Genomic DNA, 23,772 nt, shown 5'->3' with positions numbered 1-23,772 from the left:
GCGGGCGGATCCCCGCGGACCCGCCCGCCACCCTGATCGCCGTTGCGGCGCTTTCGTCCAGACCTGCTCGGCGCGGTCAGATCCGCTCGATGATCGTCGCGGTCCCCATGCCGCCGCCGGTGCACATGGTGACGAGCACGGTCGCGAGGTCGCGGCGTTCCAGCTCGTCGAGGGCGGTCTGCAGGAGCATGCCGCCGGTCGCGCCGATCGGATGGCCGAGCGCGATCGCCCCGCCGTTGACGTTGACCTTCTCGGGATCGAGATCGAGGTCGCGCATCGTCTTCAGCGGGACGGCGGCGAACGCCTCGTTGATCTCCCACAGGTCGACGTCGTCCACCGCCATCCCGGCCCGCGCCAGGCAGCGGCGCGAGGCCGGGCCGGGCCGGGCGCGGTCAGCATGATCACCGGCTCCGCGCCGACGACCGCGCTCATCACCACCCGGGCCCGCGGGCGCAGGCCGTGCGCCCGCGCGAACTCGGGCGAGGCGAGCGCGAGCACGGCCGCGCCGTCCACGATGCCCGACGAGTTGCCGGCGTGGTGGACGTAGTCGACCTCTTTGACGTCCGGGTAGACGTCGCGGACCATTTCGCCGAAGGCCCGGTCGTACCCGTAGTCGGTGAACACGGCGCGCCCCAGGGCTGCGAACGACGGCGCCAGCTTCGCCAGCGTCTGCGGAGCGGTGCCCGGCCGGGGATGTTCGTCATGGTCGAGAGCGACGGAGCCGTCGGCGTCGACGATGGGCACCACGCTGCGGGCGAAGCGGCCCTGCTCGATCGCGGCGGCGGCCCGCTGCTGGCTGCGCGCGGCGAACGCGTCGACGTCGTCGCGGGTTAACCCCTCGATCGTCGCGATCAGGTCGGCGGACACCCCTTGGGGGACCTGCGGAAACCTGGCCCGCACCGCCGGGTTGCCGGCCGAGAAGTCCATCGGCCCCTCCTCGGCGGGCCAGCGCGACATCATGTCCACGCCGCCGGCGAGCACGAGCCCCTGATGCCCGGACGCCACCCCCATCGCCGCGAAGGTGACGGCCTGCTGACCGGACCCGCACCACCGGTTCAGCGTCACGCCCGCCACCGTGTCCGGCCAGCCGGCCGCGAGTACCGCCATCCGGGCGATGTCGCCGCCGTAGTCGCCGACAGCGTTGCCGTTGCCCATCACCACGTCGTCGACGAGCTGCGGGTCGAAGCCGACGCGGTCGGCAAGCGCGCGCAGGAGCTGGCCGAGCAGCTCCTGCGGATGCAGGTGGTGCAGCGAGCCGGTGGGCCGGCCCTTGCCGCGGGGTGACCGCACGCCGTCGAGAATCCAGGCCTCACTCATCGTGATCCTTCCGGTCAGCTTCCGGGTCGGTTTCCGGGTCGTCGGGACGGTCGTCGGGGCCGGCAGTACGGCTGGCATCGGGGCTGGCATCGGGGCTGGCGTCGGCGCCGAGGTAGGTCTCTTCGAGGGCGGCGGCACGCCCGGCGATCTCCGCGGTGGTGCCGCTGGCGACCAGATCTCCGTGGACCAGCACGGCGGCCCGGTCGGCGACCTCCAGGGCGAGGTGCACGTGCTGCTCGACGAGCAGCACCCCCGCGCCGGTGTCGTCGACGATGCGGCGCAGCACCGGCAGCAGGCGTTCGACGATGACGGGGGCCAGACCGAGGCTCATCTCGTCCACCATCAGCAGGCGTGGCTTCGAGGTCAGGGCCCTGGCCATGGCCAGCATCTGCTGCTCGCCGCCGGACAGCAGCCCCGCCCGCCGGCCCAGCAGCGGCTCCAGCGCCGGGAAGTACGACAGCGCCCGGTCGAGGTCGCCCCGGCTGCGCGCGGCGGCAAGCCGGAGGTTCTCGGCCACCGTGAGCTGGTAGAACAGCGAGCGGTCCTCCAGCACGTGGGCGAGCCCCTCGCGGGGTGCCCGATGCGCCGGGCGGCCCCGGATCGAGCGGCCGAAGACCCGGATGTCGCCCTTCATCGCCGGGTTCAGGCCCGAGGTGGTCAGCAGCGTCGTGGTCTTGCCCGCCCCGTTCGGGCCCAGCAGGGCCACAATCTCCCCGGCGTGCACGGTCAGGTTCAGGTCACGGACCATCGCGACGCCGGCGTAGCCGGAGTACAGCCCGTCGATCTCCAGCAGTGCGCTCATGTACCCGCCTTCGTGCCGAGGTAGGCCGCCCGGACGCGCTCGTCGGCGACGACCTCCGTCGGCGTGCCGTGGGCGATCCTCGTCCCGAACTCGATGACGTAGACCTCGTCGCACACCCCCATCACCAGCCCCATGTCGTGGTCGACGAGCAGGATCGACACGCCGGCCTCGACGATGCGGCGTAGCCGGCGGCCGAACTGCTCCGACTCGGTGGTGTCGAGCCCGGCGGCCGGCTCGTCCATGCAGATCAGCGCGGGCCGGGCGGCGAGGGTGCGCCCGGCGCCGACCAGCTTGCGCTGGCCGTGGCTGATCTCGGTGGGCAGCCGGTCGGCGAGGTGGGCGATGCCGAGGACGTCCAGCGCCCAGTCCACGTCGGACTGGTCGCGGCGGCGGCCGGGACGGACCAGGTCGAGCAGGAACCCGCCGACCGTCTGCCGCTCGGCGCCGGCCTAGAGGTTCTCCCGGACGGTGAGGTCCTCAAACAGTTCCAGCGACTGCCAGGTGCGGCCGAGGCCCAGGCGGGCCCGGCGGTGGGCCGGCTCGCGGTCGACGCGCTTCCCGCGGAAGTAGATCGCACCCTGGGTCCGGGTGAAGCCGGAGATGCCGTCGATGAAGCTCGTCTTACCGGCGCCGTTGGGGCCGATGAGCCCCACCAGACGGCCCTCGTCGACCCGCAGGTCCAGCCCGTTGACGGCGTGCAGGCCGCCGTAGACGACGCTCATCGCCTCGGTGCGCAACAGCTCGGTCATCGGGCCTCCCCCGCCACCGCGGGCGTCGCCCCGGCGGATCCGCTCACGTGCGAGCCGGCAGCGGCCCCGGACGCAGCCGGGGTGGCCGCGGCAGACGGGACAGTCGCGGCGGGCTCGGTAGACGCGGCGGGCTCGGTGGATGAGACGGGACCGGTTGCCGCCTCCGCCGGGGTGGGTGGGTCCACCCGGGCGGGTGGGTCCACCGGGGTAGGAGGTCGGAATCTTCGCTGCAGGGCCAGCAGGCCGGTGCGGGCCTTGCCGGCGACGCCCTCGGGGTTCAGCACGGCGGTGACGACCAGGCCGAGGCCGCCGAGCAGCAGCACGAACTCGTCGGGCAGGCCGAACACCCGGTTGAGGACCGTGAAGCCGAGCCCGCCGCCGACGAGCAGGCCGCCGGTGACCGCGCCGGTGACGCTCGCGATCCCGCCGAGGTAGGCGAACGCGAAGAACATCAGCGACTTGTCGTACAGGAACTTGTCGGGGGTGACGTTGCCGGTGCGGTAGGCGATGACCGCGCCGCCGACCCCGGCGATGAACGCCGAGACCCCGAAGGCCAGCACCTTAACGGCGGCCACGTTGACCCCCGCGGCGGCGGCGGCCCGCTCGTTCGAGCGGATGGCCAGCATCTGGCGCCCGGTCAGCGACCGGCGCAGGTTCGCGACGAGGTAGCCCAGCGCCACCACGACGACGAGGCAGAACACCAGGGTCAGCGGGTTGGGCTGGGTGCCGTCCCCGATCGTGACGCCGAGGACGTGGTGGGTGGCGGTGTCCTGGGAGCGGATGAGCGCCGGCGTCGTCACGGTCGCGCCGTCGAACCCGCCGTTGATCCAGGAGTTGGCGAACACGACCTTGTCGACGGCGACGGCGAAGGCGAGGGTGGCGATCGCGAGGTGCACCCCGCGCACCCGCAGCGCGGGCAGCGCCACGAGCACGCCGGCGACGACCGCGACCGCGGCGCCGGCGAGGATGGACAGCGGGAACGGCCAGCCGTGGTGCGTCGACAGGCTCGCGACGGTGTAGGCCGACAGGCCGGCGAAGCTGGTCTGGGCCAGCGAGATCTGCCCGATGTAGCCGGTGAGGACGACGATGGACAGGCAGATGACGATGCCGGTCAGCGTGTTCGTCAGCCCGTCGCGCATCGCCGGCGACAGGAAGAACACGCCGGGGATCAGCGCGACGACGGCCAGCCCCGGACCGCCGTAGCGCAGCGACCACGGCCGCGCCGTCGGCAAGAACGGCAGCCGGCCAGGCCCCAGCACCCCGCGGGTCGGCAGCGACTGCCCGCGCAGGGCCAGCACCGCGACGATGACGACGAGCGGCACGAGCAGGTCGACCCCGGGCACGGGCAGCCCGTCGGCCTTCGGGAACCAGCTTTCGTTCGCGCCGAGGAAGGTCACCAGCGAGACCTGCATGCCGAGGCCGAAGGCGGCCAGCGTCGTCCACCCGAAGGAGGTGAAGCCGCCGACCAGGGCCGCGGTGACGGCCGGGACGATCAGCGCCGGCATGGTGTTCGGGTCGACGGAGGAGTTCACCGAGGCGACGAAGATGCCGAGCAGCCCGGTCACCACGGTGGACAGCACCCAGGTCGCCGCGGCGAGCCGGTCGGCGGAGAACCCGAGGACCGTGGCACCCTTCTCGTTCTCGGCGGCGGCCCGCACGGCGAGACCGAAGCGGCTGCGCTGGAACAGCGCCCACAGCGCCACGGCGAGCACGAGCACCAGGCAGACGACGAAGAGCTGCTCCTGTGTGATCTTGGACAGGCCGAGGTCGACCTGCGTCTTGTCGACGAACGGCAGCGGCCCGACGACCTGGGTCGTCGTGGAAAACCGCCGGACGACGACGGCCTGCAGGAACAGCAGCACGCCGACCGAGGCGACCACCTTGGCCAGGACGGGCGCGTGCCGCAGCGGCCGGAACACCGCGAAATGCAGCACCAGGCCGAACAGCGCGCAGAACACCAGGGCGAGCACGAGGGCCGGCCAGAACCCCATCGCGCCGCCGAACGACACCGAGGTGGGCCAATACGGCACCGTGAACGAGTCGTTGCCCGCCCGGTGCACGATGCCCTCGATGGGCGCGAGCGGGTTGGGCAGCGGGGGAGGAAGAGGTCACCGCGGGCCCGCAGGTCGGCGTAGACGTAGGCGGCGTACATCGCCACGGCCGTCCCCGCCAGGTTGACCACCCCGGACCCACGGTAGGTGACGACCACGCCGAGGGCGATCGCCGCGACCAGGGCCCCCAGGGCGAACCCGCCGCCGGAGAAGAAGTTGGCCCGGTAGTCCCCCTTGGCGAGGATCACCGCGAGGATGGCCACCACCACGAGAGCGGGAACGCCCGTGCGTAATCGTACGAAGGGAGTTCGGGGTCGCTTCATGTGTCCAAGCTCCTGTTCCCGGCGGGCTGGCAGGCCCCGGTCACCGGTGGCGGTGCGCCGCGGCGGTGCGCGGGCGGGCCGGTGGACTCCGCCGGCCCCGCGTGCGGGCCCGCAGGCGCGTCGGCGGCCATCCGTGACCGCCGGAACCGACCGCCTCCCGGGACGCCGATCGCGTTCCCGGAGAGGCCGCCGACCACTGCGGCCTGCGAGGTAGGAGCAAGGTATTCGGGCCGCAGGTTTCTGTCAACCCGCGAGTAAAAATTAATCTGCGTCACATGGACGCGGGCTCAGGCGCGCGGGCAGGGGGGCCATCACCCGGCCCCACTCGGTCCCCTCCGGTCCCAGCCAGGCCCTTCCCGGACCCCCACCGGCTCAGCGCAGGACGAGGGCCACGCAGGTGTCGGCGAACGTCTCCGGCGAGTCGCGCCGGGTGTCGAACCACTTGTAGGACCAGCTCGTCATGCCGATGATCGCGTTGACCACGAGCCTGGGGTCACCCGGTCCGATCACCCCGGCCGCCATCGCGGCCTCGACCGTGAGGATGAACTGGCGCAGGTAGAGGTGCTCCTTGCGGCCGACGTCGGCGAGGTCGGCGTGCTCCAGGCCGGCCCGCTGGTCGAAGAACACGGCGAACAGGGCGGGATCACGCGTGACGAGCAGCGCCTGGTGGCGGATGAGCGCGGCGAGCCGTTCGCGCGGGTCGGCGAGGTGGGCCAGCGTCTCGACCTCGGTCAGGGCCACCGTGATGGCGCGTTCGAAGACCAGGCGGAGCAGGTCGCTCTTGCGCTTGACGTAGTAGTAGAGGCTGGCCTTGCGCAGGCCCATCGCGGCGGCGACGTCGTCGAGCGAGCCGGCCTCGTACCCGTGGGCCTGGAAGACGTCCGCCGCCACCCGCACGATGTTCTCCAGCCGATCGCGGTACTCCTGGCTGGGCTCGAGGTTGCGGGGGCGGCCCCGCTTGCGCGGCGGGTCGGACTGGCTCGTGTTCATGCGTTCCTCCGCAGGGCTCCGCACGCCCCGAGACGATATCGACCATCCGACCAGCAGGTAGATTGTGATCGGCGAAATCTAGCTTACGGACCGCCCGCGTCCGGACCAGTAAGGGTCGCGCAGCTCACGCTTGAGCACCTTCCCCGCGGCGTTGCGAGGCAGCGCCTCGACCAGGTCGATCGAGGTCGGGCACTTGTAGGCGGCCAGCCGGGCGCGGGCGAAGGACACGACGACGGCGGTCGTCGGGGTCCGGCCCGCCTCGGCGACGACGACGGCCTTGACCGTCTCACCCCAGCGCTCGCTCGGCACCCCGATCACCGCGACGTCGGCGATGTCGGGATGGGACATCAGGACGTTCTCGACCTCGGCCGGGTAGACATTCTCCGCCCCGGTGATGATCATGCCCTTGACCCGGTCGTGGATGAACAGGTAGCCCTCGGGGTCGAGGTAGCCGGCGTCCCCGGTGCGCAGCCAGCCGTCCTCGAGCAGCACCGCGGTCTCGCGGGGGTTGCGCCAGTAGCCGGGGGTGTTCTGCGGCGAACAGATCCAGATCTCGCCCACCTCCCCGGCGGCGGCGTCGGCCCCGGTGTGCGGCGGGACGATGCGCACCCGGGCACCGCTCGCCCCGCCGAGCGTAACCGCCCCGTCGCCCCCGCCATCCCGGCCGCCCCGCCATCCCGCTCGCGCCCACCGTCCCGCTCGCGCCCACCGTCCCGGCCGCCCCCGTCCCGGCGGCCTCGAGGGCCCGGCGATGATCCTCCGGCGTCAGCATGGTCACGGTGCCCGCGGTCTCGCTCAGCCCGTAGACCTGCACGAAGTCGCAACGGAACGTCGTGATCGCCCGGACCAGCACGTCCAGCGAGATCGGCGAGGCGCCGTAGGTGATCGTGCGCAACGACGACAGGTCCAGGTCGGCGATGCCCGGCACGCCGAGCATCGTGCGCAGCACGGCGGGCACCGCGAACAGGTTCGTCACCCCGTGCTCGACCACCGAGCGCAGGATCGCGTCGGGGTGGGCCTCGCGCAGCAGCACCGTGTGGCAGCCCGCGTGGAAGCCACTGAGCGAGTAGCCGCTGCCGGAGATGTGGAACAGCGGCATGGCGACCAGGTTCACGGTGTCGGGCCCGAGGTCGAGCGTCTCCCCGCCCATCCGCAGCAGCGACAGCAGGTTGTGCTCGGTCAGCATCACGCCCTTCGGCAGGCCGGTGGTGCCCGAGGTGTAAAGCTGGATCCGCACGTCGTTGGGCTTCGCACAGACTCCGGGATCGAGCGCGGGCGCGGCGGCGATCCACTCGTCGTAGTCCTGGTGGCGGGTCGAGCCGCCGACCACGATGATCTTCTTGACGCCAGGCAGGTCGGCCTCGACCGCCTCGACGCTCGCCGCGAACGCCGCGCCGACGACGAGGACCCGGGCCTGCGCGTCGGCGATGATCGTGGCGATCTCGGCCGGCGCCAGCCGCCAGCTCACCGCGACGTTCACCGCCCCCAGCTTCGCCCCGCCGAAGAGCAGCTCGTAGTACTGCGCGGCGTTGGTGTCGAGGCAGGCGACCCGGTCGCCGGCGCCGACCCCCTCGCCGGCGAGAGCCTGGGCCACCTGGTTCGAGCGGGCGTCGAGCTGGGCGAAGGTGACGGTGCAGCCGTCGGCGGTGAGCGCGGGCTGGCCGCCGCGCCCGGCGCCATGGGTGCGAATCAGGTCGGCGATGGAACTGATCGGCATGTCATCCCTCGATCCTCGCGGCGGCGACCCGCAGACCGTAGGAGCCCCGCCGTATTATTGTCAACCCACGAGTCGAAGAAACATACATCCCCTGGGGGTCCCTCATGATCACTCTTCTCGGATCCGCGACCTGGCACAACGGCCACGTCGACGGCGTCATCCGGGACATCCGCCGTCCGGTACCCGACGACGGCCTGCTCAGCGGGGCCATCCTGCGGATGGGTGACCCAGGCGCAGGCCCCGTCGTCGCGATGTCCATCGAGGGCCGAATCTTTCCCCGCAAGGCCCCCGTGCACCTGCACAAGAGCGACAGCTTCCGGATGGCCCTGGGCGAACCGATCCGGGTGGGCGGCACCAGCTACGCCCACGGCGAGTTCCGCCTCCAGCAGGCCGACGCCTTCTACGGACCGGAGTACTGGACCGACGAGGTCGGCACCAACCAGCTCCTGCTGATGGCCGACCGGCGCGGACTCAAGCCCTACCTGACCGACGCGCAGCTCCAACGGCTCGCCGACACCGCCCTCGCCGACGACGTCAGCCTCGAGGGGGTGGCGATGCTCCCCCGCGACGCCGACGTCCCGCACGCCATCGTCAACAGCTTCGGCGCCGCCCTGCGCCCGAACCACGTCGACGCCGGCTTCACCGACACGACGGGCTGGTCGATGCTCTGCGACGGCAGCCGGCTGGCCGCCGTCGCGTTGGGGCACCGGGAGTCCGGGGTGCTCCTGCTGTGCTGGGACCGGCCGCCGGGCGCCGCCGCGCTGCCCGCCTTCCGGCTCGGCACCGACCTGGTCCGACTCGTGGTCGAGGGATCCTGCCGGATCGGCGAGCCGGACGGGCCCGACGGCTCGGCGGACGGGCCCGACAGCCGGACGAGCCGGTTCACCGGCCGGCCGAGCGGGGTCGAGCTCGGCCGACTCGGCTTCCGGCTCCAGCAGGAGGGCACCTGGCACGGGGAGTCGCGCCCCGGCCCGAGCGGGTCGAAGGAGCTGTGGATCGTCGCCGACCGACGGGCGTGGCCGCCGGTCGGCGCGGCCGGACCGGCCGAGGGGCCGTTGGCGGAGACGGGCGCCGAGGTGGCGGCGCTGACCTCCCGACTGGCGACCGCCGCATGACCGCCGGCGACAACCCGGCCGGCGTCGGTGCCGTGGGGACCGTGGGGGTGATCGGCGCGGGGGTGATCGGCTCGGGGATCGCGCAGGCGGTGGCGGTGGCCGGCGGCGCGGTGGTCTGCGTCGACACCAGCGCCGCGGCCCGCGAGCGCGCCCGCCGCCAGCTCGTCGAGGGCCGCTTCGGACTGCGGGCCGCCGTCGAGCGCGGGAAGCTGGCCGCCGCCGACGTCGACCGGGTCGCTACGAGGATCGCCTGGGAGTCCGAGCTGTCGGCCGTCGCCGGCGCGACGGTGGTCATCGAGGCCGTGCCGGAGGACCTCGCGCTGAAGGTCCGGGTGTTCCGCGAGCTCGACCGGGCCGCCGCCGCCAGCGCGGTCCTCGCCACCAACTCCAGCGGCTTCCCGGTCGGGGCGCTGGCCGCGACGACCGACCGGCCCACCCGGGTCCTCGGCTGGCACTGGTCGTCGCCCGCGCAGATCATGCGCTTCGCCGAGATCGTCGTGACCGAGCACACCGACCCGGACGCCGTCGAGACGGTGACCCGGCTCGCCCACGGGCTGGGCAAGAACCCGATCATCGTGCGCGACGCCCCGATGGCCTGGGGCTACGTCGCCAACCGGGTCTACTGGGCGGCGGTGGCCGAGGCGCGCCGGATCGTCGCCGAGGGGGTCAGCACCGAACGCGACGTCGACCAGTTGCTGGTCGACTGCTTCCGCTGGCCCGTCGGGCCGTTCACGATGATTCAGGGAGCCACGGCCGGCTGGACGTAGCCGCCTCGTCGCCGACCCGGCGAGTCCCCGAGCCGCCTGCCGACCCCGCGCAGCCCGATTCCGACGCAGCCCGATCCCCAACCGGACGATCATCACCCGCACGATTCCCAGGAGCGCATGATGCCCGGTCTCACCTTTGATCTGTCCGGCCGCGCCGCCGTGATCACCGGCGCCAGCCGAGGCATCGGCGCGGCCTGCGCGCGCCCTCGACGCCGCGGGCGCGCGGGTCGCCGTCGTCGCCCGCGGCGGCGCGGGCCTGGCCGCCGTCGCCGACCAGCTCGCCAACAAGCCCGTCACGATCAGCGCCGATCTCACCGTCGAGGCCGACGTGCGGCGGGTGGCCGACCAGGCCCTGGCGGAGCTCGGCGACGTCGACATCCTGGTGAACAACGCCGGGCTCGGCTGGCACCAACCGCCGGAGGCCATCACCGCGAAGCCGCTGGGCCTGCAGCTCAACCTCAACCTTCGCAACGTCATTCTGCTGACCTCATGGCTCGCGCCGTCCCTGCTACGCCAGCGGGGATGCGTGGTCACGATGTCGTCGGCGGCGGCGTATGGCGGGGACGTCGAACAGGCCGTCTACGCGGCGACGAAGGGCGGGTTGAACACCCTGACCCAGAATCTGGCCACCGCCTGGGGCGATCGGGGGGTGCGGGTCAACGCCGTCGCGCCCGGCTTCGTCGACACCGACATCTGGCAGCCGCTGGTAACGGCCCTCGGCGACGAGGGCTACCAGCGGTTTCGCCGGGCGACGGCGGCCGGCATCCCGCTGCGGCGCTGGGCGAGCGCCGACGAGATCGCGACCGTCGTGCTGTTCCTGTGCTCCGACGCGGCGTCCTACCTCACTGGCCAGACGCTCGTCGTCGACGGCGGCGGCGCCCCGCTCCCGAGCCGGCACCTCCCGACCTGACCCGGGCCGTCGGGTCGCGGCTCGGCGCTCAGCCGACGACGAGGATCGTCGAGCGGTTCGTGCCCGCCATGCCCCCGGTGATCACGGCGCTGCGGGCGGCGTCGACCTGGCGCTCCCCCGCGTCGCCGCATAGCTGCTGCACCGCCTCGATCACGGAGCCGAACCCCTGCGTGGCGCGGCCCTCGCTCAGGTTGCCCCCGTGAGTGCACACCGGTACCCGACCGAACAGCCGCAGCCGCTGCTCACCGTCGGACCACGACTCGCGCAGCAGCGCCGGGCCCTCCCCTGGCCCGGTGTACAGGGCCTCCAGCCACAGCATGGCGAGGATCGTGAACCCGCCGTACGGGTAGGCGAGGTCGACGTCGGCGGGGGTCAGGTCGCTGCGGGCGAACAGGTTGCCGACGGCCCGGCGGGCGGCGATCCCGTCCGCCTCGGGCCACAGCAGCCCGTCGTTGCGCGCCGGCAGCGCGCTGCCGAACGCCTCGACGAGCACGGGCGGGTGCGGCAGGTCGCGGGCGCGGCGCTCGGTGGTGACCACGACGGCGAGCGCGCCGTCGATCGGCGCGTCCATGTCGAGCAGGCACATGGGATCGTCGACCATCGGGGCGCGGAAGACCGCCCGGGGGTTGCGGGCGGCGTTCGTCCTGTTGTTGACGGAGATCCGGGCGAAGTCCTCCCGGGTACTGTCGTGCAGCGTCATGTGCTCGCGCATGACCCGCGCGGCCCACAGCATCGAACCGCCGTGTTCGACCAGCGCATGGTCAAGGCCGGGGTCGAACTCGTGCGCCGGGGCCTGGCCCAGCGGGTCACCGCGGCCGACGACCGAGGTGTTCGCCCACCGGTACTTGCCGTGGTAGCACAGCGCGTAGTCGCAGTTGCCGGTCAGCACCGCGTTCGCCGCCGTCGACAGCGCCGTGACCGACGGCGGCTGCGCCGTGACCGACGGCGGCTGCGCCGTGTCCCACCAGCGGACGTCGGGTAATCCCAGCGCGTCGACGACGTACCCGGGCCACAGCGTCGGCGAGTCCGTGCCGTAGACGCCGACGACCCCGTCGATGGCGTCCCGCGCGATCCCGCTGTCGAGGACCGCCGCCCGGGCGGCTCGGGCGACGAGGCTGCCCGGCCCCACGCCACTGTCCCGCGCCAGCTCCGACCACCCGATCCCCACGATCGCGGCCCGTTCCCGCTCGCTCATGCCCCCGCCTCCCCCGTACCGCCGTCCGCGGCGCCACCCTCGACGCCGTCCGCAGCGCCGGGGGGCCGGGCCGGGTCGGCGTCGACCGGCCCGAACTGCGGATACACGCCGCCGGCGTCCTCCCACCAGCCGAGCGCCAGCGGCATCCCGAGCGTGACCCGCTCCGGCTCGATCCCCACGATGCGGGCCAGCAGCCGGACGCCCGGCGCCTCCGCCAGTGCCACGACCCCGCTGACCACCGGCGGCGACGCGGGCGCGACGCGGGGCAGGGAGTACGACACCAGCCGTCCCGACCCACCGAGCGTGGTCCCCACCAGGGCGTCCGACCAGCAGCCGGGGCAGAACGGCCGCGGCGGGAAGACCCAGGTGCCGCAGTCCTTGCACCGGTCGACGCGCAGTTCCCGCCGCTGCCACCCCTGCCACAGCTCCACGGTGTCGTGATTGATCCGAGCCATCCTGACCCCCAACCGCCCGGCAACTTTTTCTCGACTCGCGGGTCGAGCATATAACTCGGGCGCAGTCTACGCCCCGCAGAGGCATTGCGGCATCGACCGTTAGGGTCGTACAGGTGACGGTCTCGATCGTGGCGCGTGACCCCGAGACCGGGCGGCTGGGAGTCGCGACCGCGAGCCGCGTCCTTGCCGTGGGCGCGGGAGTCCCTCACCTGCGTCCAGGAGTGGGCGCTGTGGCGGTGCAGGCGGGGGCGCCGCGGCGATGGGGGGAACTGGGCTCGACGCGTTACATGCGGGTCTGTCAGCGGACGACGTGGCCGCCATGATAGGCAGGTTGCCCGGGGCAGATGCAGCCCAGCTTGGGATCGTGGCAGCCGACGGCGGGGCCGCGGTCGTGTCAGGGCCGCGGGTAGAAGCCGAGGTCAGCGCCGCCCGGCGCAAGAACGTCTGCGTCGCGGCAAACCTCATGGAACATCCCGAAGTCGCCAGGCGCACCATCGCGGTCTACGACGCCTCGTCGGCGCAGCCGTTCCCCGCGCGGTTGGTCGCCGCACTGGCGGCGGACGAGATGGGCGGCGATCTACGCGGCCGCCAGTCCGTCACGCTGCGGGTCGTTGACCCGGCCATGTCGTCGGGCGAGACGCAAAGCGGGCGTCCGGTCAGCGGCGAGGTCGATCTGCGTGTCGACGACGCCCGCGACCCGGTCGGAGAGCTACGCAGGCTGTGGGAGCTGCACCGGTCCTTCCAGCATCTCCTCCACGCCATGAACCCAGACGGGCTCTATGAGGACCTGGCCCACATCGAGGCTGCGCTGGCGATCACACCCGACGACCTGACCGCCGTGGGCGCCGCCGCGCTCGCACTCACCAGGGCCGGCAGGCTGCACGACGCCACGCCCTTCCTACGCCGCCTGGCCGCGGAAGAACCCCGCACCGCCCTTCGCCTACGCCGGCTGGCCGCCTCCGGGCGCCTTGATTCGTCAGCCGCCCACGCCGCACTCCAGATCCTCGAAGACCAGTCCGACTGAACGGCGCACGTCCCTCACCGGCTACCGGCGAAGTCGCTTCGCAGCGAGGCTTCAGTGGCCGGCTGAAGTACCCAGCCGGCCTCAGCCAAGGAGGCTGGCGACCAAGGGCGCAGGGACGGCCCAGACTGGGTGGTCGAGGTCGAGGATGGATTTGGTGGCGAGGATGCCGTGGCCGTACTTGGCTGCGATGCGGCGGCCTTCAGCACACTGCTCCAGCCCGTGATTCCGGAAATCTCATCGAGCAGCCACACCCGTCGCCGGTGGGCAGGTGCGTCGACGGAGCGAGCGAGAGCGCGGCCCAGCGTGATCAGCCGCCGCAGGTCGCGAGCGGCCATGCCATCGCAGGACACGTAGATCACCTGCCGTGGGTCCACCTCGGGGTGGGCGCACAGATGCGCGGCGGTGTCCAGGGCCACGACCGTCTTGCCAGCCCGTCGCGGCCCGGTGAGCACGGTCAGGGTGCCGTCAGGCGGGCCGTGAGCGATGTCGTCGAGGACGCGTGACCGGTAGCCGAGATCGTGGCCGGCCCGGTCGCGCAGAGTGCGGTGGGCGCCGGTCCACGCCGTGGGGTCCGTGCCGGCTGCCGCACTTGCCCACCAGGGGTTCGCGTCGGCGAGGATGCGGCGCAGTTCGTCGTCTCGCATCGGCCGAGACTAGCTGTCGGCACCACAGGGGGGAGGGGGTTCCGGCACCTGCCGCACCATAGAAGGGAGAGGGTGAAGCATTATGCGACACCACAGAAGGAGGGGGGTGAGTGCGTGGGGCTCCGCATGGTCGGGGTTGTGTGGGGTTGGCGCTGAGGACCTCGGGGTCCTCGCGGCCGGAGAGGGGCACTTCTGGATCCGATGTCATCGCGGACGAGGTCGCCGGTGCTCGTGAGCGTCCGCCGACACCGGGCACTGACAGCGTCATCCGACGCGGGGCAGGGTGGTATCACGGGGCGTGATTTTGGATCGGTGGCGGGAGCGGTACGCGGAGCGTGCCTAGGGGATGATCGCGAGCGAGGTTCGGATGTTCTGCCGAACGCCCCGCCTGGGATGTAGACCATGACCGGCAGGTTGCGCTTGGCGGTCGCGTCCGGCGGGGTGTAGACGTTCAGGTACAGGCAGTCTCCAGTTCCGCCGGTGGCCTGTCGAATAGCCGGCGCAACCCGCTGATCCCCGCGTCGATGCGATGAACCTGTCCGTGTCCCGGCTGACAGCGGAGTAGACCTCGCTGTAGGTCCGGGTCCGGGTCGGGTCCAGAAGAGTCACGGGGCATCTCCTTCAGCGGTCTGACACACGCCCGCTCGGGCGGTGCAGCAGGCTGATCTTTAATTCACCGGGTCGGACTGGAGTGGATTCTGCCCAGTCCCAGTCCCAGTCCCGGTTCCGGTCCCGCGGAACACCTTGATCGTCGGCTGGAGGTGGGATGCGGCCGGGTCAGGGGCGGTCCCGCGGAACCTGCATGACCGTGCCACGTGGCCGCGGTCATGGTGGTGGCCGCGGAGTGTGACGGCGGCGGTGGGGTGTTCAGGGTGGATACGTGGGAGAGCGCCTATGTGGTCGCTCTGGTGGGTTCGGCGTCCGGTCTGTCCCTACAGAAGGACCCAAGTAGCACCGTTCCCACGCACACCCCCGCTCCCGACTCCCTCACCGGCCACGGAACGTAATCGTCGACCCGACCCCGACCCCGACCGGGACCGGGGCTCGGACCCAGACCGGGACTCGGGCCCCGACCCGGACCGGGACCGGAACTCCGACCGGGATAGAACCGTGCGGACGTGGCAGCAGCGACGGTGACGACCGCGGCGCGGTTCCGCGGAACACCTTGATCACCGGTCGGAGGCGGGGCGGGGGCGGGGTTGTGCGCCGGCCGGGAACCGTCCGCGGGCCGGTCCGGCACCGTTCCGATCTGCCCGAGGGGTACTTCGCCATCACCGGACCGGCCGTGGAGCCATCATCATGATCCATCAACCGGCATCGCGCATTAAAGATCAGTAGTCGGCGACGCGCAGGGCGAGGACGGCGATGTCATCGGGGTGTGGGCCGCCGGTGAACGAGAGCACGTCCTTCTCGACGGCGTGGGCGAGGTCGTACGCGCCGAGGTGTGCCGTGTCGGCGAGCAGGCCGCGTAGCCGTTCCTCGCCGTACTCTTCGCGGCCTCGCCGTGCTTCGGTGACGCCGTCGGTGTAGAGCAGCAGGGTGTCGCCCGGCTTCAGGGACAGGCGGGTGTCGTGGAGGTCGGCCCGGTCGAACAGGCCGAGCGGCAAGCCGTGGTGCCCGACCGCGCGGACCGTGCCGTCGGAGTCCCGCAGCAGGGCGGGGGTGTGCCCGGCCGAGGCGAGGAGGGCGTCGACGTGTCCCCGCCTGGGGAACAGCATGACGTAGGCGGCGGTGAGGAAACGCTCGCTGTCGGGTCGCTGGGTCAGGAGCGCGGCATTGAGCCGGGCGAGGACACGGGCCGGGGAGATCTCGCGCACCGCGTCGGCGCGGATGGTGTACCGCGCCAGCGCCGTGACCGTCGCGGCCTCCACGCCGTGGCCGCAGACGTCGCCGATGACCGCGTCCCATCGTCCCCTGGGCCATCCGCGCCCGCCTGGCCATCGACGGGCGAGGGGCCGGGGTCCTCTGTTCGCGAGTGGGCGCGGGCCGCCGATGTTCCGAGGCCCGGGGAACAGGTCGTAGAAGTCGCCGAGTACACCGAGCCCGTCCGCGGCGGGTAGGTAGCGCGCGGCGACCTGCATCCCGGGGACGCCGGGCAGGTGCGGGGGCAGCAGACTGTCCTGCAGGTAGCGGGACCGCGCTGCGGTCTGCGCGGTCAGCGCGTTCAGCCGCTGGGTGTCACAGGCCGCACGGGCCATGTCGCCCCGCAGGTTGAGCTCGCCCGCCGCCGCGTACGCCAGGCCGGCGACCGTTTCGCGTTCCCTGGCCGACCAGGCACGCGCGATCGTGTCCAGGACACAGAACGAGCCGAGGGTCTCGCCCGCCGGGTCCTTCATGGGGTGGCAGATCCACGCTCTGACGCCTGCGGTGGCGACGTGCGGGTTGTCCCGGGTCCGTGGGTCGGTCCGCGCGTCCTCGACCTCCAGCGGCATTCCGCCGCGCAGGACCTTCAGGCAGAAGGCGTCCGCGAGCGGGCCGGGTGGCGACCCGGAGCTGCATGGCAACCGCCCTGAGCTGGGCGCCATGGGCAAGGCGACGAACGCGACCGGCACGTCCAGCAGCGAGCTCGCCAGCGCGGTGAGACGGCAGAACGGCCCATCCGCACCGGCCACCGTGGTGGGCGAGGATGCCTCGTCGAAGAGCGCTGGCACGGCCGGCAGGCCTCGAGGTTCGTCCTCGGCCACCACACCATGGAGCAGATCCGCAACGTCGTGGTCGGTGACGTCGTGGTCGGTGACCAGACTGTCGGCCAACGCGACGAACGCCTCGCGCAGCTGCTCGCCCTGGCCCGTCGCCGTCCTCCGCGCGCCGTTGAGCGGTCCTGCGATCGCCTTCTCCTCCGTCATCGAGACATTTCCCGTGCGAACCGCAACCTTCGTGCGACGATTTCGCTGGCGGCCTCGTCATTCACGCTTTCAGGCGACGTCCGACGCTGTGAACAGGCGCTTTTCCGGGGTCGGAGGCAAGAACGGAGCACTGACGCTGTGCCGGTGGCGCAGTGCCTTTTTAGACTGCTTGACGACGCGCAGCGACGACAGCAGGGCGACCAGCGCCACGGACGCAGCCGGGACACCGATGGACAGGAGAAGCATGGCGTGTCTCCACAGGGAGATCACCGTGAGGTCCGGCGGCGAGCGGCCCCGCTCCCGAGGCACGGCGTAGGCGCGGCACTCCGGTCCCGAACTGGCTGATAGCCCAGCTGTTCAAGCCTGCACGCCGCAGGCAGCATCTGTCAACGGGACGTGACGCAGCCGTGGCGCTCACTGCTGCGCCGCAATGGTCGCGCGGCCGCGGAACCGTTCCCCGGACTGCGGATAATCCAAGATCGCGTTCGCCGCGTAGACGGCGTGCTCGGCCGCGCTGTCCCCCTGCTCGGAGGCCCGCCAACGCTCTATGATCATGGCCCTGGTCCGGGCGTCATCGTCCACCGTCTCGCTCCTTCCGCGCGGCGGGTGGGCTCCACCGCCCACGGCTGGGGCCATCCTCTGGTATCGCGTTGGTCCCATCGTCCCCGGACGGCGGCGAGGTCACGCCGGCCCGGACCGGTAGCGTGGGCGGTCATGGCCTGGGTCGTCGAGGTGGGCGGCGATGACGTCGCTTTCACGTCGGAGGTGTTCTGCGCGCGTCTGCTGGCCGCCGCGGTCATAGGTCGCCGGGCCACGGCGTGGCCGGCAGGACCTCGCAGTCGCCGCCGACCGCGCCGATCGGGTACTGGTGATGCACGATGGCGCCGTCGTCGAGTCCGGGTCGACGACGGCAGTGCTGCTCCAGCCGCAGCACCCCTACACCCGCAGCCTGCTCGCCGCCGGCCTGGATGCGCCGACCACGGGCACGGCGACCACGGGCACGGGCACCATGGACGGAATCGACGCGACGCGGCGGCCGGAGCGGGAACTGCGGCAACTGCGCCGGCGCGTCCAGCTCATACACCAGAGCCCGTTCGCCTCACTCGACCCGCGATTCACCGTCGCTCGCAGTATCACCGAACCGCTGCGCGCCTTATGGAGTCCGGCGCGTCGTCGGTGGCGTAGCGGTCACGTCTCAGGGGGTGCCCTCGTGCAGCGCGTCCAAGGACCGCAAGGCGTCTTCGACCAGATCCTGAGTGTCCTCGATGCCGGCGGCCAGACGTACCAGACCGGGGCTGACGCCGGCGCTGGAGATCTGGCCAGGCTCCAGCGTTCCGGCCCACATCGCCACGGGGTGGACCACGAGGGCCAGGCTCGCCGCCCGGCGGGCCAGGCGCAGCCCGCTGATGAACCGCTCGGCGGCGTAGCCACCGGCGAGTTCAAGGCTGACGACCCCGCCGTAGCCGCTCATCTGCGTGGCCGCGACCGCGTGCTGCGGGTGACTGGGCAATCCGGGGTAGTGCACGGCCCGCACCGCCGGATGGGCCTCCAACGCCGTCGCCAGGGCCGCGCCGTTGGCGTTGTGCTGACGCACCCGCAGCGGCAGGGTCCGGATGCCGCGCAGGAGCAGCCAGGCGTCGAACGGCCCAAGCACGGCCCCGGTGACAAGCGCGGTGTCCCAGATCCGGTCGAGCAGCTCGGCCGAGCCGGCCAGCGCCCCGGCCGACAGATCGCTGTGCCCGCCCAGGTACTTGGTGGAGCTGTGCCAGACCAGGTCCACCCCCAACTCCAGCGGCCGACTGTTGACGGGGGACGCGAAGGTGTTGTCGGCCAGGGTGAGAGCGCCGGCGGACCGGGCGAGCGCGCTGACCGCCCGGAGGTCGGTGACCTCCAGCAGCGGGTTACTCGGCGTCTCCAGCAGCACCAGCCGGGTCTGCGGGCGGAACGCGTCGGCAAAGGCTCGCGGGTCGGTCTGGTCGACCTGTGTACACGTGATGCCCAGGCGTGGCAGCACGTTGAGCACCAGCGAAGCCGTCCCGGCATAGGTGCTGCGTTGCGCGACGACGTGGTCCCCGGAGCTGAGCAGCGCGAGGGCCGTCGTGGTGGCGGTGGCCATGCCCGAGGCGAACACCATCGCCGTCTCCGCCGCCTCCAGGTCGGCGATCACCGCCGCGACCTTCTCGTGATTGGGGTTGCCGTAGCGGGTGTAGAAGCGGCCGCCTCGCCGTTCCAGCGCGATCTGGGCGAACTCCTCCTCCGAGGCCGCCGAGAACGTCGCGGACTGCACGATCGGTTCCGCCACCGGCCCATCGCCGCGATCCGCCGTCGCGCCGCCATGCACGGCCCTCGTACTGAAACCAGCCACCTTCGACACCCACCCCTGCCCTCATCCGGAACCGAGAGCCCAATCCTTCACCTCCATCGGCTCCGCTGTGGCCGTGATCGAGGCATAGCGATCGCCAGCCACTTCCCACCCCGATGTAGATCTCTGTCAGGCGGTTAGCCTTGGGCGATGCCGGTGGTGGTGTGCTTCGGGTCGACTGATCGAATGCGGGAGGGCATGATCGCCGGGTGTGCCTGTGGGAGGTCGGTCGCCGCTGATCGCGGTGGCGCTGAGGCGGTGTCGTGCCGGCGCAGGTGAACGGTCGGTTGCCGCGGGGGTCGCTCGACGCCGAGGTGATCCTGGCGGCGGCGGAGCGGCTGGCTGCCGAGTCGGGCCTGGCCGAGGTCACCATCCGCAAGGTTGCCGCGGTCCTCGGCGTGCAGCATCCCGCGGTTCATTACCACTTCCCTCGGCGGCACGATCTTGTTGACGCACTGCTGGGGCGAGCGGTGCGGCGCTTCAACGAGGCCCTGCCGGTGATCGACTCCGACGACTGGGAGACGCACCTGCGCGGCTACTGGGAGGGCTACCGTGCGGTGCTGCGTTCCGATCCGGCGCTGTTCGAGCTGGTAGTGGGTCAGTGGGCGGCCATGGGCCGTTCGCAGCAGGCGCTCGATTCCAGTTACGGGCGGATCGACGCACAGCTCGGGGTGCTGTTGCGGGCGGGCTTCACGCCCGAGCAGGCGGGGTATGCCTATCACCTGCTCTCGACCTACACACGTGGATGTCTGGTGAGCGAGCACCAGTTCGCGCGGTTCCTGGGTTCGAACCGGGACGACGTGCTGGCGGGGTCGACGGTGAACCTGCCCGGCGACCTCGACCGGTTCCCGAACCTGCATGAGGTCACGATGCGCGGCTGGTCGTACACGTTCGCGACCGACGCCGACTTCGACAACGGCCTCACTGTGATCATCGCGGGGCTGCGGGCCTGGTTGCCGGCGTCGGACTGACGAGCCGGGCCGGCGCGGCCGCCCGCTAGACATCCTGACCATTGGTCAGTAATGTTCGTCCCGAAGATGCTGACCAGTGGTCAGTACTTGGGTTCGACCGGTCGTCTGGAGGCTGCCGTGGGCACGTTCGAGTTCACCGACGATCACGAAGCCCTGCGGTCGACGGTGCGGGCGTTCGTCGAGGAGACCTTCCCCGAGACGCAGGTGCGTCGGCTGATGGCGGCGCCGTCGGCGCTGGAGCGTCCCGTCTGGGAACGGATGGCCCGCGAGCTCGGACTTCAGGGTCTGGTGGTGCCCGAGGAGTGCGGCGGTGCGGGAGCCGGCCCGGTCGAGCTGGCGATCGTGCTGGAGGAGTTCGGCCGCCGGCTGGTGCCGATGCCGTTCCTGTCGACGGCGCTGGCCACGATCGCGCTGACCGGCGGGGACCGGGCGGTGACCGCGGGCCACCTCGAGGCCGTCGCCGAGGGACGGGTGGTGGCCACGGTCGCCCTCGCCGAGGACGGCGGCGGCTGGGACGCGGCCGGGGTGCGCTGCGCCGCGGTCAGCGGCTGACCGGCACGAAGTCCTTCGTGCCCGACGGCCTGGACGCCGATCTTCTGGTGGTGGCGGCACGCACCGAGGCGGGTGTCGGGTTGTTCGCCGTCGACAGTGCCGCGGACGGGTTGTCGCGCAGCGAGCTGGAGGCGCCTCGCCCGGGTGCGCCTGGACAGCGTGGCCGCGGAGCCGCTGACGGCCCCGACGGATGAGCCCGCGTTCAACCGCTTCCTCGACGCCGCCCGGATCGCGGTGGCCGCGGAGCAGGCCGGTGGCGCTGATTTCGCGCTCGCGATGGCCGTCGGGTATGCCAAGGAGCGGGTGCAGTTCGGCCGGGCGATCGGTAGTTTCCAGGCGGTCAAACACCTGTGCGCCGATGCCTTCGTCGACGTCGAGTCCGCCCGGTCGGCCGCCTACTACGGCGCGTGGGCCCTCGCGCAGGACAGCCCGGAGGTCGCCACGGTCGCGCCGTTGGCCAAGGCGTTCTGCTCGGAGACGTTCTTCGCCACGGCCCAGACGAACATGCAGGTGCACGGCGGAATCTCCTTCACCTACGAGCATCCGGCACACCTGTACTACCGGCGCGCCAAGTCCGGCGCGCAGCTGTGGGGCAGCCCCCGCGCGCACCGTGACCTGCTGGCCACCCGGATCGGGCTGTGATCGAAACGGCGATCGACACCACGGGTGAACGCGAACGACGAGGAGGCATCGATGACCGTGACGACAGGAGCGGACGCGCCGGCGGAGGCGTCACCGGAGCGGGTGCGCGCGCAGATGGCGGCGTGGCTGGCCGAGAACTGGCAACCCGACGGTGGCGGCCCGCAGTGGCGGGAGAGGCTCGTCGACTCGGGGTGGGCGGCCCCGACCTGGCCGATCGAGTGGTTCGGGCGCGGCCTGCACCGCGACCTGCGCCGGGTGATCGCCGAGGAGTTCACCCGGGTGGGCGCGAAACCAGCCGCGTTGGATGTGACGCAGCTGTTCGCCAACACGATCCTCGCGCACGGCACCGACGAGCAGAAGAAATCGTTCGTGCGACCGCTGGCCCTCGGTGACCAGCAGGGCTGCCTGCTCTACAGCGAGCCCGGCGCCGGCTCCGACCTCGCGGCACTGCAGACCCGGGCCGAACGCGACGGCGACTCCTGGGTGGTCAACGGCCAGAAGGTGTGGACCTCGGGAGCCCGCGAGGCCACCCACGGCTTCCTCGTCGCGCGCACCGACTGGGACGTCCCGAAGCACCGCGGACTGACGTTCTTCTGGATACCGCTGGACCAGCCCGGGGTCGACATCCGTCCGATCCACCAGGTCACAGGCGGGTCGGAGTTCAACGAGGTGTTCCTCACCGACGCCGTCGTGGCGGACTCCCACCGGCTCGGCGAGGTCGACAACGGCTGGCGGGTGCTGCAGACCGCGCTCGGCTTCGAACGGCTGATCATGGGGGCTGCCGCCGGCGGCAGCTCCCGTCAGCGCAGGCGGGCCGGCGGGGGCGAGACGACCCTGGCGGACCGGCAGTCGCCGTGGACCCGGCAGATCGGCGGCGCCGACTACGTCGAGCTGGCGAAGAAGGTCGGCAAGGCCGACGACCCCGTCACCCGCCAGGAGATCGCCCGGCTGTACACGCTGGAAAAGGTCAACGCCTGGAACAGCCTGCGGGCGCGGGCGGACGCCGGGCGCGGCGCGTCGTCACCGCTGGCGTCCATCGGCAAACTCGCCATGTCCCGCATCGTGCACACCGGCGTGAGCGTGACCACGAACCTGCTCGGTGCCTCGTCCGTGCTCGACGGTGCTACCGACCCGGTCGCCACGGAGGTCAACCGCTCCTCGTTCGCCGCGTTCGTCACGTCGATCGGCGGCGGCACCGACCAGATCCAGCGGAACATCATCGGCGAGCGGGTCCTGGGGCTGCCCAGGGAACCCGAGGTCGACAAGAACGTCCCGTTCCGCGAGGTCCGCAAGGCCCAGGCCACCAGGCGGTTCAGTTGACCACCGTCGAGGCAGGCGAGGCAGGCGAGGCAGGCGAGCCGCTCGATCTGCCTCTGTCCGGCGTGCGGGTCCTCGACCTGACCACCGGGCCGCTGGCGGCGATCGGCCGTCACCTCGCCGAATGGGGCGCCGACGTCCTACGCGTCGAGCCACCCGGCGGCGCCGCCGACCGTCACTCCGGCCGCCGGGTCGCGGGAGTCTCGCTGGCCTTCGCCGCCGCGAACCTCGGCAAACGCGCCGTGGCGCTCGACCTCACCCGGCCCGCCGACCAGGACAGGTTCACCGCCCTGCTGACCGGGGCCGACATCCTGCTGGAAAGCACCCCGCCCACCTCGCCGGAGGCGACGACGCTCGACGTCGAGGGGATCCGCCGGGAGCACCCGTCCCTCGTCGTCCTGTCCGCAACGCCGTTCGGCCGGACCGGTCCTCACGCCGGCTGGCAGGCCACCAGCCCGGTGTTCCACGCCTTGTCCGACGAGCTGTCCCGCTCGGGCATTCCCGGCCGCGCGCCGCTGCTGCCCGGCGACCTGCCCTACGACTGCGCCGTGCCGCAGGCGGTGTTCGTGGTACTCCTCGCCTACCTCGAACGCCTGCGCACCGGTCAGGGCGGCCACCTCGACTTCGCCCTCCTCGACGGCGCGGTCGCCGCGCTCGACCCCGGCTACGGCATCGCCGGCAGCGCCACCGCCGGAGTACCCGCCAGCAAACTCCCCCGGGGCCGCCCCGAGGCCCGCCACCAGTACCCGATCATCCCCTGCGCCGACGGGTTCGTCCGCCTGTGCATCCTCGCCCCGCGGCAGTGGCGCGCCATGTTCGCGTGGATGGGACGCCCGGCGGAGTTCGCCGACCCCTCCTACGACAAGCTGACCACCCGCTTCGCCTCCCCCACCCTCCTGCCTGCGATAGCGCGGTTCTTCGCCGACAAGTTGCGAGCAGAACTCGAACAGGCCGGGCAACGCCACGGCGTCCCCACCGCCGCAGTCCTTGACCTCGACGAAGCACTGGAATCCGAGCAGGTCC

26 protein-coding genes and 2 pseudogenes are annotated in these 23,772 nt (G+C 72.1%); 10 read left to right on the top strand and 18 right to left on the bottom strand.

Going from position 1 to position 23,772, the window contains the following annotated elements; genetic code table 11:
- Positions 1–76: 76 nt before the first annotated feature.
- From G6R25_RS31220 to G6R25_RS03255, 9 genes and pseudogenes are all read right to left on the bottom strand, one after another.
- On the bottom strand, positions 77–337 hold the full coding sequence (locus G6R25_RS31220; RefSeq protein ID WP_473246873.1) for a hypothetical protein: 261 nt from the start codon (positions 335–337) through the stop codon (positions 77–79).
- Positions 283–1,317 carry an acetyl-CoA C-acyltransferase gene (locus G6R25_RS03280; RefSeq protein WP_473246872.1) on the bottom strand — a complete coding sequence of 345 codons (1,035 nt, stop codon included), beginning with the start codon at positions 1,315–1,317 and terminating at the stop codon, positions 283–285. The genes G6R25_RS31220 and G6R25_RS03280 overlap by 55 nt, the downstream gene beginning before the upstream one ends.
- Entirely contained in the window at positions 1,310–2,119 is an 810-nt protein-coding gene (locus G6R25_RS03275; protein WP_235947318.1) for an ABC transporter ATP-binding protein, read from the bottom strand. The genes G6R25_RS03280 and G6R25_RS03275 overlap by 8 nt, the downstream gene beginning before the upstream one ends.
- Entirely contained in the window at positions 2,116–2,241 is a 126-nt protein-coding gene (locus G6R25_RS29445) for an ABC transporter ATP-binding protein C-terminal domain-containing protein (protein ID WP_336500499.1), read from the bottom strand. Before G6R25_RS29445 ends, G6R25_RS03275 begins: the two co-directional genes overlap by 4 nt.
- Positions 2,242–2,358: 117 nt before the next feature.
- Positions 2,359–2,841, bottom strand: a pseudogene (locus G6R25_RS29440) (ATP-binding cassette domain-containing protein); the annotation flags it as partial.
- Positions 2,842–2,864: 23 nt separating this feature from the next.
- Positions 2,865–4,898: a branched-chain amino acid ABC transporter permease gene (locus G6R25_RS03265; protein WP_235947312.1), complete on the bottom strand. Its 2,034-nt coding sequence runs from the start codon at positions 4,896–4,898 to the stop codon at positions 2,865–2,867.
- Positions 4,899–5,614: 716 nt separating this feature from the next.
- On the bottom strand, positions 5,615–6,232 hold the full coding sequence (locus tag G6R25_RS03260; protein WP_136449137.1) for a TetR/AcrR family transcriptional regulator: 618 nt from the start codon (positions 6,230–6,232) through the stop codon (positions 5,615–5,617).
- A gap of 78 nt (positions 6,233–6,310) precedes the next feature.
- Positions 6,311–6,580, bottom strand: coding sequence for an AMP-binding enzyme (locus G6R25_RS26095; protein WP_235947310.1), 270 nt, complete (start codon positions 6,578–6,580; stop codon positions 6,311–6,313).
- Positions 6,519–7,949: an AMP-binding protein gene (locus G6R25_RS03255; RefSeq protein ID WP_235947306.1), complete on the bottom strand. Its 1,431-nt coding sequence runs from the start codon at positions 7,947–7,949 to the stop codon at positions 6,519–6,521. Before G6R25_RS03255 ends, G6R25_RS26095 begins: the two co-directional genes overlap by 62 nt.
- Before the next feature lie 104 nt (positions 7,950–8,053).
- Between G6R25_RS03255 and G6R25_RS03250 the strand changes: the two genes are divergently transcribed.
- The 3 genes from G6R25_RS03250 to G6R25_RS03240 all read left to right on the top strand — a co-directional run bounded on the left by G6R25_RS03250 (position 8,054) and on the right by G6R25_RS03240 (position 10,741).
- The gene (locus G6R25_RS03250; protein ID WP_163551678.1) at positions 8,054–9,064 is read left to right on the top strand and encodes a hypothetical protein; all 1,011 of its coding nucleotides are present in this window, start codon (positions 8,054–8,056) and stop codon (positions 9,062–9,064) included.
- Complete coding sequence (locus G6R25_RS03245; RefSeq protein ID WP_235947304.1) at positions 9,061–9,831, top strand: 3-hydroxyacyl-CoA dehydrogenase family protein; 771 nt, start codon at positions 9,061–9,063, stop codon at positions 9,829–9,831. Before G6R25_RS03250 ends, G6R25_RS03245 begins: the two co-directional genes overlap by 4 nt.
- Positions 9,832–10,087: 256 nt before the next feature.
- Positions 10,088–10,741, top strand: a complete 654-nt coding sequence (locus G6R25_RS03240; RefSeq protein ID WP_235947333.1) for an SDR family NAD(P)-dependent oxidoreductase — start codon at positions 10,088–10,090, stop codon at positions 10,739–10,741.
- Positions 10,742–10,769: 28 nt separating this feature from the next.
- Here the strand turns inward: G6R25_RS03240 and G6R25_RS03235 are convergent, their stop codons facing one another.
- Positions 10,770–11,936, bottom strand: coding sequence for a thiolase family protein (locus G6R25_RS03235; RefSeq protein ID WP_163551676.1), 1,167 nt, complete (start codon positions 11,934–11,936; stop codon positions 10,770–10,772).
- Positions 11,933–12,391, bottom strand: a complete 459-nt coding sequence (locus tag G6R25_RS03230) for a Zn-ribbon domain-containing OB-fold protein (protein WP_163551674.1) — start codon at positions 12,389–12,391, stop codon at positions 11,933–11,935. The genes G6R25_RS03235 and G6R25_RS03230 overlap by 4 nt, the downstream gene beginning before the upstream one ends.
- Before the next feature lie 113 nt (positions 12,392–12,504).
- Here G6R25_RS03230 and G6R25_RS03220 point away from each other — a divergent pair.
- Positions 12,505–13,415, top strand: a pseudogene (locus tag G6R25_RS03220) (DUF1028 domain-containing protein).
- A gap of 14 nt (positions 13,416–13,429) precedes the next feature.
- Here G6R25_RS03220 and G6R25_RS03215 read toward each other — a convergent pair.
- The 7 genes from G6R25_RS03215 to G6R25_RS03185 all read right to left on the bottom strand — a co-directional run bounded on the left by G6R25_RS03215 (position 13,430) and on the right by G6R25_RS03185 (position 19,246).
- Positions 13,430–14,059, bottom strand: a complete 630-nt coding sequence (locus G6R25_RS03215; protein WP_163551668.1) for an AAA family ATPase — start codon at positions 14,057–14,059, stop codon at positions 13,430–13,432.
- A gap of 80 nt (positions 14,060–14,139) precedes the next feature.
- Positions 14,140–14,553 (bottom strand): carboxylesterase family protein, encoded by a 414-nt coding sequence (locus G6R25_RS29280; RefSeq protein WP_272871446.1) that lies wholly within the window; start codon positions 14,551–14,553, stop codon positions 14,140–14,142.
- An 837-nt stretch (positions 14,554–15,390) separates the two neighbouring features.
- Positions 15,391–16,905, bottom strand: coding sequence for a PP2C family protein-serine/threonine phosphatase (locus G6R25_RS03205; RefSeq protein ID WP_163551666.1), 1,515 nt, complete (start codon positions 16,903–16,905; stop codon positions 15,391–15,393).
- A 69-nt stretch (positions 16,906–16,974) separates the two neighbouring features.
- The gene (locus G6R25_RS03200; protein WP_163551664.1) at positions 16,975–17,151 is read right to left on the bottom strand and encodes a hypothetical protein; all 177 of its coding nucleotides are present in this window, start codon (positions 17,149–17,151) and stop codon (positions 16,975–16,977) included.
- Between the two features lie 168 nt (positions 17,152–17,319).
- Complete coding sequence (locus tag G6R25_RS03195; protein WP_205446830.1) at positions 17,320–17,487, bottom strand: hypothetical protein; 168 nt, start codon at positions 17,485–17,487, stop codon at positions 17,320–17,322.
- Between the two features lie 214 nt (positions 17,488–17,701).
- Positions 17,702–17,989 (bottom strand): hypothetical protein, encoded by a 288-nt coding sequence (locus G6R25_RS29275; protein ID WP_163551662.1) that lies wholly within the window; start codon positions 17,987–17,989, stop codon positions 17,702–17,704.
- A 111-nt stretch (positions 17,990–18,100) separates the two neighbouring features.
- Positions 18,101–19,246 carry a trans-sulfuration enzyme family protein gene (locus G6R25_RS03185; RefSeq protein ID WP_136449237.1) on the bottom strand — a complete coding sequence of 382 codons (1,146 nt, stop codon included), beginning with the start codon at positions 19,244–19,246 and terminating at the stop codon, positions 18,101–18,103.
- A 284-nt stretch (positions 19,247–19,530) separates the two neighbouring features.
- On the opposite strand from G6R25_RS03185, the gene G6R25_RS03180 reads away from it, so the two are divergent.
- From G6R25_RS03180 to G6R25_RS03165, 6 genes are all read left to right on the top strand, one after another.
- Positions 19,531–20,238 carry a TetR/AcrR family transcriptional regulator gene (locus tag G6R25_RS03180; RefSeq protein ID WP_136449236.1) on the top strand — a complete coding sequence of 236 codons (708 nt, stop codon included), beginning with the start codon at positions 19,531–19,533 and terminating at the stop codon, positions 20,236–20,238.
- 117 nt (positions 20,239–20,355) lie between these two features.
- The gene (locus G6R25_RS29435) at positions 20,356–20,790 is read left to right on the top strand and encodes an acyl-CoA dehydrogenase family protein (RefSeq protein WP_336500487.1); all 435 of its coding nucleotides are present in this window, start codon (positions 20,356–20,358) and stop codon (positions 20,788–20,790) included.
- Positions 20,791–20,807: 17 nt separating this feature from the next.
- Positions 20,808–20,984: a hypothetical protein gene (locus tag G6R25_RS29430; protein ID WP_336500485.1), complete on the top strand. Its 177-nt coding sequence runs from the start codon at positions 20,808–20,810 to the stop codon at positions 20,982–20,984.
- Positions 20,950–21,432: an acyl-CoA dehydrogenase family protein gene (locus G6R25_RS29425; RefSeq protein WP_336500484.1), complete on the top strand. Its 483-nt coding sequence runs from the start codon at positions 20,950–20,952 to the stop codon at positions 21,430–21,432. Before G6R25_RS29430 ends, G6R25_RS29425 begins: the two co-directional genes overlap by 35 nt.
- Positions 21,433–21,483: 51 nt before the next feature.
- On the top strand, positions 21,484–22,752 hold the full coding sequence (locus G6R25_RS03170) for an acyl-CoA dehydrogenase family protein (RefSeq protein ID WP_163551660.1): 1,269 nt from the start codon (positions 21,484–21,486) through the stop codon (positions 22,750–22,752).
- Positions 22,749–23,772, top strand: a 1,024-nt coding sequence (locus G6R25_RS03165; protein ID WP_205446828.1) for a CoA transferase, incomplete at its 3' end; no start/stop codon positions are given. The genes G6R25_RS03170 and G6R25_RS03165, both read left to right, overlap by 4 nt.

It is taken from the genome of Candidatus Frankia alpina (assembly GCF_902806485.1).
GTDB classification, from domain to species: domain Bacteria; phylum Actinomycetota; class Actinomycetes; order Frankiales; family Frankiaceae; genus Frankia; species Frankia alpina.
The sequence above is the reverse complement of the archived record's forward strand: the minus strand, read 5'-3'. Positions and strand labels throughout refer to the sequence as shown.

Excerpts from the sequence above, each read along its gene's own strand:
- G6R25_RS03275 (WP_235947318.1), bottom strand. The coding sequence starts at position 2,119 with ATGAGCGCACTGCTGGAGATCGACGGGCTGTACTCCGGCTACGCCGGC.
- G6R25_RS03200 (WP_163551664.1), bottom strand. The coding sequence starts at position 17,151 with ATGCTTCTCCTGTCCATCGGTGTCCCGGCTGCGTCCGTGGCGCTGGTC.
- G6R25_RS29445 (WP_336500499.1), bottom strand. The coding sequence starts at position 2,241 with ATGGGGGTGTGCGACGAGGTCTACGTCATCGAGTTCGGGACGAGGATC.
- G6R25_RS03245 (WP_235947304.1), top strand. The coding sequence starts at position 9,061 with ATGACCGCCGGCGACAACCCGGCCGGCGTCGGTGCCGTGGGGACCGTG.
- G6R25_RS26095 (WP_235947310.1), bottom strand. The coding sequence starts at position 6,580 with ATGTCCCATCCCGACATCGCCGACGTCGCGGTGATCGGGGTGCCGAGC.
- G6R25_RS03235 (WP_163551676.1), bottom strand. The coding sequence starts at position 11,936 with ATGAGCGAGCGGGAACGGGCCGCGATCGTGGGGATCGGGTGGTCGGAG.
- G6R25_RS03170 (WP_163551660.1), top strand. The coding sequence starts at position 21,484 with ATGACCGTGACGACAGGAGCGGACGCGCCGGCGGAGGCGTCACCGGAG.
- G6R25_RS03215 (WP_163551668.1), bottom strand. The coding sequence starts at position 14,059 with ATGCGAGACGACGAACTGCGCCGCATCCTCGCCGACGCGAACCCCTGG.
- G6R25_RS03260 (WP_136449137.1), bottom strand. The coding sequence starts at position 6,232 with ATGAACACGAGCCAGTCCGACCCGCCGCGCAAGCGGGGCCGCCCCCGC.
- G6R25_RS03250 (WP_163551678.1), top strand. The coding sequence starts at position 8,054 with ATGATCACTCTTCTCGGATCCGCGACCTGGCACAACGGCCACGTCGAC.
- G6R25_RS03205 (WP_163551666.1), bottom strand. The coding sequence starts at position 16,905 with ATGACGGAGGAGAAGGCGATCGCAGGACCGCTCAACGGCGCGCGGAGG.
- G6R25_RS03280 (WP_473246872.1), bottom strand. The coding sequence starts at position 1,317 with ATGAGTGAGGCCTGGATTCTCGACGGCGTGCGGTCACCCCGCGGCAAG.
- G6R25_RS03255 (WP_235947306.1), bottom strand. The coding sequence starts at position 7,949 with ATGCCGATCAGTTCCATCGCCGACCTGATTCGCACCCATGGCGCCGGG.
- G6R25_RS03230 (WP_163551674.1), bottom strand. The coding sequence starts at position 12,391 with ATGGCTCGGATCAATCACGACACCGTGGAGCTGTGGCAGGGGTGGCAG.